We start from the raw sequence: 8937 nt of genomic DNA, 5'->3' as shown, positions 1-8937 counted from the left end.
GCCACCGCCCTCACTAGTTGACTACTCGGTGGGGCATGGCCCCACCAAAAGCTTGCCGAAAACGCCATAACCACATGCAACCTTCACAGTTTCATGACTATCTCAGCAAGGTAGCCTGGATGGAGCGAAGCGGAATCCGGGATGGTTGGTGCGCTGTTCCCCCGGATTCCGTTGCACTTCATCCAGGCTACGGACTAGGCAGTGGCCTGCCAGCTCTCAGCAAGTAGTGGCTGAAGGGCATCCTGAGGAGAAACATTTACAACCCCTGCAGGTACTTCGAAACTTGCCACCTCCCTCACTAGTTGACTACTTGGTGGGGCTTAGCCCCACCCTACGCAAACTCGATCAGTACGCCTCTTGATATTCCGTTTTAATACGTGCGAGAAGAGCAGGAAAATCGATCAGCGGGCATGACTGTCTTGAGCGTGGCGATAATGCAGGAGAGTCGCTTTTGCCATTCTGTTCATGTTACGGTTTCTTTCCAATACGATAATGCTTCAATGCCGCTAAAAAAGAGTATCTAAGGTCGATTTTGTGTCACTTCGCCACAACCTGATCACCGCCGCCGCTATTTTCGGCCTGGTGGCACTAACTTTCCTGCTTAACCTGAACGCCCTTTCAGGCAACTGGCGCTTTGATGATGGCTGGCTGCTCGACTATGCCAGCCGCTTCTCACCGCTCGACTATTTTTTTAATCCCGCAATTACCCGGGGCTACTCTTTAAACAATCTGACGCCCTCGAACCCACTGATTTTCGATATCAATCTATGGCTATTCGGACTGAGTCCAAAGGGTTTCTATTTTCAGCATCTTGCGACTCTTGCCGGCTGCGCCCTGGGGAGTTATTTCCTGCTGCGCATTTGGGCCACTCCACTAATTGCTTTTCTCGGATCTGCTCTATTCCTTGCCGGGGTTCCCAGCCTGTTTGTTGCACAACAACTGATGGTTGGCCACTATGTTGCCGGACTCTTTTTTACCATCCTTGCAGTAGCTGCCTATCGGCTCAATCTGGATAGAAAGCAGTGGCTACTCACCGCTCTTTCCACACTGTTTTACATCCTCGCTACCACCTGCAAAGAGGTCTATTTCCCCCTGCCTTTCGTATTGATCTTTTTTCAACATGAGAGACTCACTACCCGTATTTATCAGGCGCTGCCGATGTTCGCCTGGTCTATCGGTTATATGTTCTGGCGCTTGGCTGTACTCGGCTCTTTCGTAGGGGGCTATGACGCGGGTGGCCGCTCATTTTCACTCTCTGATGCCCTGCTCGACTATTCAGCAATACCTGACTTACTCTTTGCCGGCCCCTACCTTCCCTGGGCAGCAATCTTTATATTCGTGGTTCTACTTGCTTCTCTGGCCAAATCTAAACAATTGAACGTTACCCTGCTCGTTGTCGCACTTCTGGCGGTACTGCTGCCTCTTCTCCCTTTGACGCAAGTTCCGGGCATCACTCAGGCGAACCGTTACCTGCTGCTGCCATGGTGGCTATTTGCTATGACTCTGGCTGCCACTTTGGCGCGTCTACCCAGATTGAATATCGGTTTAAAAACCCTGATCGCGACCATTTTTATTCTTTTGGCGGGCACACAAGCACTGCAGGTGCAGAAGCAACTAACCCCTAAACTGGCTCAATTTGATGCAGTTTATGAGTTTTTTTTGGAATCCCCTTCCAGCCAGACCTTCTATTCAGCTGAGATCAAGGATGCCTACTATCTCGATACGGTACTGAATGGCGCCAGATATGCCCAGGCCCGGATTAAAGGGGATGAAGCGAAAAAACTTGGCATACTGGTCAGTGCCCGAAGCCTGGCCACTGTGGACACCACAGAGAAAAACCTTTGGTCTTATGACCAAGCCTGCCAATGCATGCGAAATATTTCCCATGAGGTTACGCCTAAAAAGGCTTCCAAGCTCAAACCACCAAAGCTGACTATCCTACCTATCTCTCCTCCCTATCCACCTCTCTTCCAGGCTGGAGAGGGGTCACTCAGGGTAGACAAAACCAGTGACATGAGAGTCCGACTAAGCGGTATTTCAAGGCACCCACCAGGGGATCAGGAGCATCAATTGATTCTGATTACGCCTCAACACCCGAAAGCCTTTAAAGTCACTCTTGATGGCGCCCACAAAAAAAACTCAAAGAGATTTAAGTTTCATGTGACCCTCGACTACAGATCAAGTGAATCTGCAGATAGTGCTGCTGAAAAAAGCTGTCTATTGATACGCTCCGCCCACACCCCATTGCGCCTGCTCGTTAGTGACAACAACACCAATTGCCAAGACTTGCTCTCAACCCAACCATGAATCTTGATTCACTAAAAGCATTAAGCCAAAAACTGCTGGATCATCAGTTTCTAAAATATCTGGTCGTTGGCGGCTCATCCTGGGTTGTGGATTTCCTGGTATTCTATTTCCTCTACCCCATTATCGGCATCATTGCCGCGCAGACTGCAGCCAGAGTGGTTGGCGCGCTGATCGCATTCATCGGTCACAAAACCATTGTTTTTGATGATCACGCTTTTGGCATGGGAACGCTTCGGCAACAGCTTTTTCAATACCTTTTGCTGTGGATTGTCTCCTATAGTCTAAGCATTATCTTACTATTGCTTTTCGTTGACCTGCTGCAACTACACCCTGTTGCTTCAAAGATAATCACTGAAGCTATTATCATCGCCATTAACTTTGTTACGATGAGGCGCTATATTTTCAACTCTTGAGCCGGAGCCAGACATGTTGATCTCATTGATTGTTCCAATCTATAACGAGCATTCCGGCCTCGTACAGTTCTGGCAGAGTCTGGAAATGAGTGTTGCACCCTGTGATACAGAGTTCGAAGCGGTACTCATCGATGATGGCTCCACAGACAGTACCTGGGAGGCCATCGAGACTCTTTCATCCAGCAGTCAGATCCCCATTAAAGCGATACGCCTCAGTCGAAATTTTGGCAAAGAGGCTGCCATTCTGGCCGGACTTCGCGGTGCCGCAGGCCAGGCTGCCATAGTAATGGATGCGGACTTACAACATCCACCACCACTGATTCCACAAATGATTGATCTCTGGGATAACGGCAAGGTGAAGCTGGTTGAGGCAGTCAAACGCAAACGCCAGGATGAATCATATCTGCGACGTTTTGGCGCCAGGCTTTACTATCAGACATTCAACCTTTCCAGTGGTATGAACATGGATGGCGCCAGCGACTTCAAGTTACTCGACCGATCTGTCATCGATCAATATATCTCCCTGCCGGAAGTGGGCCGATTTTTCCGTGGTCTCACAACCTGGCTTGGTTTTGATGCTGTAGCCATCGAATTCGATCCACCGGCAAGAAATGCTGGTGAGAGCCATTGGGGCCTGGGTCGCTTAATGGGCCTGGCACGCTCAACCATCATCAGCTTCTCTTCGGTACCACTGAGGATTGTCACCTGGCTGGGTGCCATTGGGGTTCTTTTCAGCATCGGTCTGACACTGCAAACACTCTGGTATCAGTGGCAAGGCTATGCTGAAGCAGGGTTTCCAACTGTCATTCTGCTTATCCTCGCCATGGGCAGCATGATCCTGCTGGGACTTGGCCTCATCGGCGAATATATTGGGGAGATCTACCGGGAGGTCAAACGAAGACCTGCCTATGTCATTGCCCAATCCCTCTCTCCAGAGGACAGCCAGAAACAGAGGTCCTCAGAATAGAGCGGCCTGCCCCTCAGAGTGACACATTCGGTCGAACTATTGTTATCATCCAGGGGTCATAGAAAGCTTTGTAAATCCACTAAACAGGTAAAATAACACTATGAAATTAAAACTCTTGATCCTGGCAGTCCTGGCTTTATCTCTAGCGCAGAGCAGCTATGCAGCTGAACTGGAAACCCAACAACAGAAGTATAGCTATGCGGTTGGTTTACAAATTGGGCAGATGCTTGTGGCACAGGACGCCACCAACTTAGACATTGATGCTTTTTCTGCAGCTGTCTCCGACTTTCTGCAAAAGAAGCAACCTCAGCTCAAACAAGAAGAGATGCAAGCAGCACTGAAAGCACACTTCGATAAGCTCAAAGAAGTTAAAAATGCACTGGCCAAGGAAAATCTTGAAAAAGGAAAAAAATATCGGGAAGAGGATGCCAAACGTGAAGGCGTGACTGTGCTTGAAAACGGTTTACAGTTTGAGGTACTTACCCCAGGAGATGGCCCATCTCCCAAGGCTGAAGACAAGGTAGAGGTTCACTATAAAGGCACCCTGATCGACGGCACGATGTTCGATAGTTCCTACTCTCGCGGTAAACCTACCCAATTCAGTTTGAACGGTGTTGTACCCGGTTTCAGGGAAGCGATCAGCAGAATGCAACCAGGTGCTAAATGGCGTGTTGTCATGCCACCCGAACTGGCTTACGGTGTAAAAGGAGCGGGCAAAAAGATCGGGCCCAATGAGACATTGGTATTTGAAATCGAGTACCTGGGTCTTGCAACGCCTCCCCAGAAATAATGAGACTGAGACTCAACCAATCTTATCAGGACGCTACCGACTCCTGAGAGTCTTGTAATCACTTTAGACCGCCAATCACTGACTCAGCTGGGTGAGTGATTGGCGCTACTCGCCTCTCCTACCTACCCCACCACTCCCTGCAAGGATTGATCTGTCATCCGCAGCGAAATCCGGAATTAAGGGCAGCACTCTTATTTGCTTACACCCTCTGCGTGACCTGAAACATGGAAAAGGCAAATGACCAAAGGTATACTGTGATCTACGTCACAAAATAAACAGCGATAAGATACACTCAAAAAGTGGCCTGCAAAAGTGATGCCGCACTACAGGGATATCATAGTTTTGTCTTATAAAATCCTAAAGATAGCGACTACCGATGATATCCATATAAGGGGTTTTCATCTTGATACGCCCACCTTGGGTGACTCCGGTTCTAGTTATAAGATTCAAATCTCTGGTTGGATCCTTGGCAATAGAGTCGATATCAAACAGCTTGAAATCACGATAAACAGGGATGAAGCCTCGTATAGCATTCATAGAATCGAACTTTCGGTAGAGCGTCCTGATGTGGCAGAGCACTTTCATGACAGTTCGATTAATCCCCTTTGTGGCTTCTCAACCAGCTTGATGACACTGGGTCTACCTGAAAACACAGACCTATCGATCACCGCCATCACTGATAGTGGCCAGACCATTCCGGTTGCTGAAATAAAATTAGAGCGCTCCAATACCAAAACCTCATTTAAACCTGCACTGCAGCCGATCATCATAACCACCCTGGGAAGAACCGGGTCGACCTGGTTGATGCAGTTGCTGGCAAAGCATCCGGCTATTGTTGTTGCAGATCAACACCCCTATGAGACTTTTGCACTGGAGTATTGGTTACACCTGGTGTCACAACAGCTGCTAACAACAAACAATAACTTAACCCAGATTGACCAACAGCGATTCAATCGGGACTTTCTCTCTAACGAACATCGTCAATCCTGGTTCAATGAGGTCTACTACAGTCAGGTTATGAGCTTCTGCCAGGAGGCGGTTGAGAACTACTACCTCTCTATTGCTGAAGAGCAAGAGCTGCCTTCACCTCAACTCTTTGCGGAAAAAATACCCTATTTTTCCGGTGACGGGAGCACTACCTGTCGACAACTCAGTTCAGCGGTCAGAGAGCTCTACCCAGAGGCAAGAGAGATAGTGCTCGTCCGTGATTTTAGGGACATGGTTTTATCAGCACTACATTTCGGTGCTAAGGGTAAAAGTAGTGGCGATATTGAAAAGGAGAAAACAACAGCATATCAAAATGTGACCAAAGAAGTTGCCGAATTCAGCGCCTACTACAAACAGAATCACAACAACACCTATTTGCTCCACTACGAAGATCTTCTACTCAACACCAGATCGACCCTTAGGTCTCTATTCACTGCTCTCTCAATACCCTGCAGTGAAGAGATTCTGAAAGTTGTTACAGAGGAGACGCATAAGCTATCTGAGTCTCAGCGTCAGCATATCACCAGCAAATCCGTTCAAAAGTCAGTAGCGCGCTGGAAATATGAACTACCTCCACAACTACAGAGCGAGTATACCAACGTATTTAGAGATAACTTGCGCCTGTTCGGCTACGACATATAAATCTTATCTTATTAGCACCACCCAGTCGCATAGCACTGACGCCATCAATACCATCTCCTCTTTGTTTCGTAACTACCCTGACCAAGGGTGCATATTAAAATAAAAAGTGTTAAGAAACTGAACTGCTTGCCGATCAATGCTGATAAGATAAATACAAGAGAGCTGAAAAGCTCAAAATAATTAACACGGACCATGCACCGGATAATCCGGTCAGGAACCAATTAAAACTCTTGGAACAGTGGATCATAGAAGGAGTTCTCTAATGATATTTCAGCCAATGCGCTTGGCAGCCACCCTACTTTTTGGCCTGTTAGCTGTTTTCTTATTTCTAAATCGCGCCTATGCCATGGATACCGGGTATATCGATGCTGTCAAAGCAGATGCAGCAGAATTCAGCACCAATGAGTTCCACCCCCCAGCCAACTCAATGTGGCTTGGAGATGACGAGAATGAGTCCTCTCAAGTTGTAGACCTTCAAGGATTCTCTGAACATATAAGGACAAAATCACCTGGCAGCTATATCTTCTATAAAAAATTAACCGCTGAATATCAAAACAAGCTACATCAGGACTACCTGGCAACAGGCGATTTAGATCGCGTGAAACAGGACATCTTTAAATACACCAAAGAGATGAAACAACAGTCACGTACCAGCCGATATACCCGTTAGCTATTGTAGGGAAGAAGTATAATGTACAGCCGTAAGCACTCTCTTTTTCATATCATCTTTTTGGCAATACCTCTCACTCTTATCTCTTTACAGAGTTTTGCCGGAGTAGACCGTAGCCTGGAGTATCCACTAACTGACTCAGATATAACTGCAGAGGAGCTGGCTGATCAGGTTTACTATGCCAACCACTTCTACAGCTTCGATAATTTCTCTATCAAAAGGCGAGGCAGAACACTTAGCGTGCTTGTCAACAAATCGGAATACGGTAGCCCAAAATTCACTTCCGTGGAACGTCATCTCAACAACAGGTATAAGGAGAGTGATGCTATCCAATCCCGTGACCTGGCGATTTTTCACTCGGGAAATCTTCGTGGCACCGGGATGCTGATTACTGAATATAGAGATGAAGATAAAAACAAGGATTACATGGCATGGCTTCCTAAACTGAGGAAAATAAGACGCTTTGCGCAGCCACGTTATGAAGATGCCTGGGGAGGAAGCGTCTTTACCTTTGGTGATGTTATGTTGCGTAAACCTGGTGATGAGACTCATGAGTTACTGGGAAAAAAGAAAATGCGTACCTGCCTGGGCACCATAGATAGCCTTGAGGGTGAGATTTCACGCAACGCCGGGCACATTCCAGAACGCAGTTGCAGGCACATGAACAAAGAAGTTTATGGCCTGAAAAGTACAACAAATTTCAATGATTGGTGGTATGACTACAGAATCAGCTATGTCGACACAAAAAGCTTTGCTGACTACCGAACGCTCTATTATAAAAATGGTGAGCTTATCAAGATCATCGACCGAGACTGGGGACTGGTAAATACCGATAAAGAGGGTGATCCAAGAGCACTATTCTGGAAATACTGGTATGGCCTTGACTTAAAGACTGGAAAAGAGAGTCTTGCTGTAATTCCACGCAAGGTCGTAACCTTTAACAGTAATCTGAAAAATAAATTCTGGACTGAAAGAACACTGCGCAAAATCAAACGCTGACAGAGTCGGCAGACTAACAAGTCTTACATAAGCCGTTACCGTTCCAGACTATCCTGCTTCAAGTGGATGTCGAAATATTTTACATTTATCTATCCAGCCGCCCTGAACAGCAGGTTTAGATCGGCGCTAAGCTATTGAAACAGTGTAATTTTAATGTTCCTGGCACATTTCATGCTATTAACCAGCAAGTTAGCTAACATCTGCTAGCTGATAATTTGTAAGCTTTATTCAAGGATACTTTGATGAAAATCGTACCTAAATTACTTTTTGGGTTGTTAATGCTGCTTCCACTAGCCAGCTCAGCTAATTTCATTTCGAGTACTGGTGACATTACTCAACGTGGAACTGGTTCGGTGTCATATATGATTTTTGATCAGGATGCCAGAGCCAGAACAAATATTGCAGTTAACTCTGGTTACTTTGACACCCAGATCTATCTGTTTGAAAACGACGGCTCATTGGGTGCATCTGACTATGTTGCCAGCAATGATGATGGTGGCCCTGGTTTAAACTCACTTATTAGCAGAGTCTTGAATGCAGGCAGCTATATTCTGGCTGTGTCAGACTTTCATTTCAGCTTTAGTGAGGCTCTCTCGGGTTTCAACTACAACAACCGCTATGGCGATTACAGTGTCAGCATAAATTCTCGAGCTAATGTTAGTTTCAACTCAGTACCTGAACCTACAACACTGACGCTACTTGGGCTTGGACTATTAGGTGTGAGATTATCTCAACGATACAGAAAAAGCTGATTTAGAAATAATCTCTAAATCATTTTACAGACCTCTGTAATCAAGAACCCGCAATAACATTGCGGGTTTTTTTATCGATAAAGAGAAGTGACTCGCCCAGGTCTGGGCGAAATAGTGGCATGTTGTTTGAAAAAAATAGAGTCTAGGCTCGAACTTGAATGGCAGAACAGCTGAATTATAAAAAGAGCCTCTGATGTAGGGTGCGGCCCTGCCGCACCATACCCAACTAAAACGAGAACCAGCTAATAAACATATCAAAAGCCAGCTCAACTTAACGGACACAAATAGGCACATTGGAGCGCGGTGGAGTAGACGCTCTTATGGTGCGGCAGGGCCGCACCCTACATCTTAGGTCTATTCAAGAAGCAACAAAGTTATTCTCTCATGTGGCTGAATAGTGACTTGCACGG

9 protein-coding genes are annotated in these 8937 nt (G+C 46.6%); all 9 read left to right on the top strand.

Annotation, left to right across the window (positions count from 1 at the left end):
• Positions 1–35 precede the first annotated feature (35 nt).
• The 9 genes from AC4IFB_RS02910 to AC4IFB_RS02870 all read left to right on the top strand — a co-directional run bounded on the left by AC4IFB_RS02910 (position 36) and on the right by AC4IFB_RS02870 (position 8527).
• Positions 36–227: a hypothetical protein gene (locus tag AC4IFB_RS02910; protein ID WP_490779344.1), complete on the top strand. Its 192-nt coding sequence runs from the start codon at positions 36–38 to the stop codon at positions 225–227.
• A gap of 307 nt (positions 228–534) precedes the next feature.
• A complete protein-coding gene (locus AC4IFB_RS02905; RefSeq protein ID WP_490779343.1) occupies positions 535–2307 on the top strand; it encodes a hypothetical protein in 1773 nt (590 codons plus the stop codon).
• Entirely contained in the window at positions 2304–2720 is a 417-nt protein-coding gene (locus tag AC4IFB_RS02900) for a GtrA family protein (RefSeq protein WP_490775768.1), read from the top strand. The genes AC4IFB_RS02905 and AC4IFB_RS02900 overlap by 4 nt, the downstream gene beginning before the upstream one ends.
• A 13-nt stretch (positions 2721–2733) precedes the next feature.
• Positions 2734–3687 (top strand): glycosyltransferase family 2 protein, encoded by a 954-nt coding sequence (locus tag AC4IFB_RS02895; protein ID WP_490779342.1) that lies wholly within the window; start codon positions 2734–2736, stop codon positions 3685–3687.
• A 100-nt stretch (positions 3688–3787) separates the two neighbouring features.
• Positions 3788–4477, top strand: a complete 690-nt coding sequence (bamJ, locus tag AC4IFB_RS02890) for a BamJ family beta-barrel-assembly machinery protein (RefSeq protein ID WP_490775770.1) — start codon at positions 3788–3790, stop codon at positions 4475–4477.
• Between the two features lie 342 nt (positions 4478–4819).
• Complete coding sequence (locus tag AC4IFB_RS02885; RefSeq protein WP_490779341.1) at positions 4820–6106, top strand: sulfotransferase; 1287 nt, start codon at positions 4820–4822, stop codon at positions 6104–6106.
• 262 nt (positions 6107–6368) lie between these two features.
• Entirely contained in the window at positions 6369–6776 is a 408-nt protein-coding gene (locus AC4IFB_RS02880) for a hypothetical protein (protein ID WP_490775772.1), read from the top strand.
• A 21-nt stretch (positions 6777–6797) separates the two neighbouring features.
• The gene (locus AC4IFB_RS02875; RefSeq protein WP_490775773.1) at positions 6798–7775 is read left to right on the top strand and encodes an outer membrane lipoprotein-sorting protein; all 978 of its coding nucleotides are present in this window, start codon (positions 6798–6800) and stop codon (positions 7773–7775) included.
• Between the two features lie 242 nt (positions 7776–8017).
• Positions 8018–8527, top strand: a complete 510-nt coding sequence (locus AC4IFB_RS02870) for a DVUA0089 family protein (protein ID WP_490779340.1) — start codon at positions 8018–8020, stop codon at positions 8525–8527.
• The last annotated feature ends 410 nt before the right edge of the window (positions 8528–8937 follow it).

This window comes from Candidatus Thiodiazotropha sp. AKIB8 (assembly GCF_058244675.1).
Note: the sequence above shows the minus strand (reverse complement) of the source record. Positions and strands in the feature narration are given on the sequence as shown.

What these genes read in the sequence shown, in the direction of transcription:
- AC4IFB_RS02880 (WP_490775772.1), top strand. Translation starts at nt 6,369, where the DNA reads ATGATATTTCAGCCAATGCGCTTGGCAGCCACCCTACTTTTTGGCCTG.
- AC4IFB_RS02900 (WP_490775768.1), top strand. Translation starts at nt 2,304, where the DNA reads ATGAATCTTGATTCACTAAAAGCATTAAGCCAAAAACTGCTGGATCAT.
- AC4IFB_RS02870 (WP_490779340.1), top strand. Translation starts at nt 8,018, where the DNA reads ATGAAAATCGTACCTAAATTACTTTTTGGGTTGTTAATGCTGCTTCCA.
- AC4IFB_RS02875 (WP_490775773.1), top strand. Translation starts at nt 6,798, where the DNA reads ATGTACAGCCGTAAGCACTCTCTTTTTCATATCATCTTTTTGGCAATA.
- AC4IFB_RS02895 (WP_490779342.1), top strand. Translation starts at nt 2,734, where the DNA reads ATGTTGATCTCATTGATTGTTCCAATCTATAACGAGCATTCCGGCCTC.
- bamJ (WP_490775770.1), top strand. Translation starts at nt 3,788, where the DNA reads ATGAAATTAAAACTCTTGATCCTGGCAGTCCTGGCTTTATCTCTAGCG.
- AC4IFB_RS02910 (WP_490779344.1), top strand. Translation starts at nt 36, where the DNA reads ATGGCCCCACCAAAAGCTTGCCGAAAACGCCATAACCACATGCAACCT.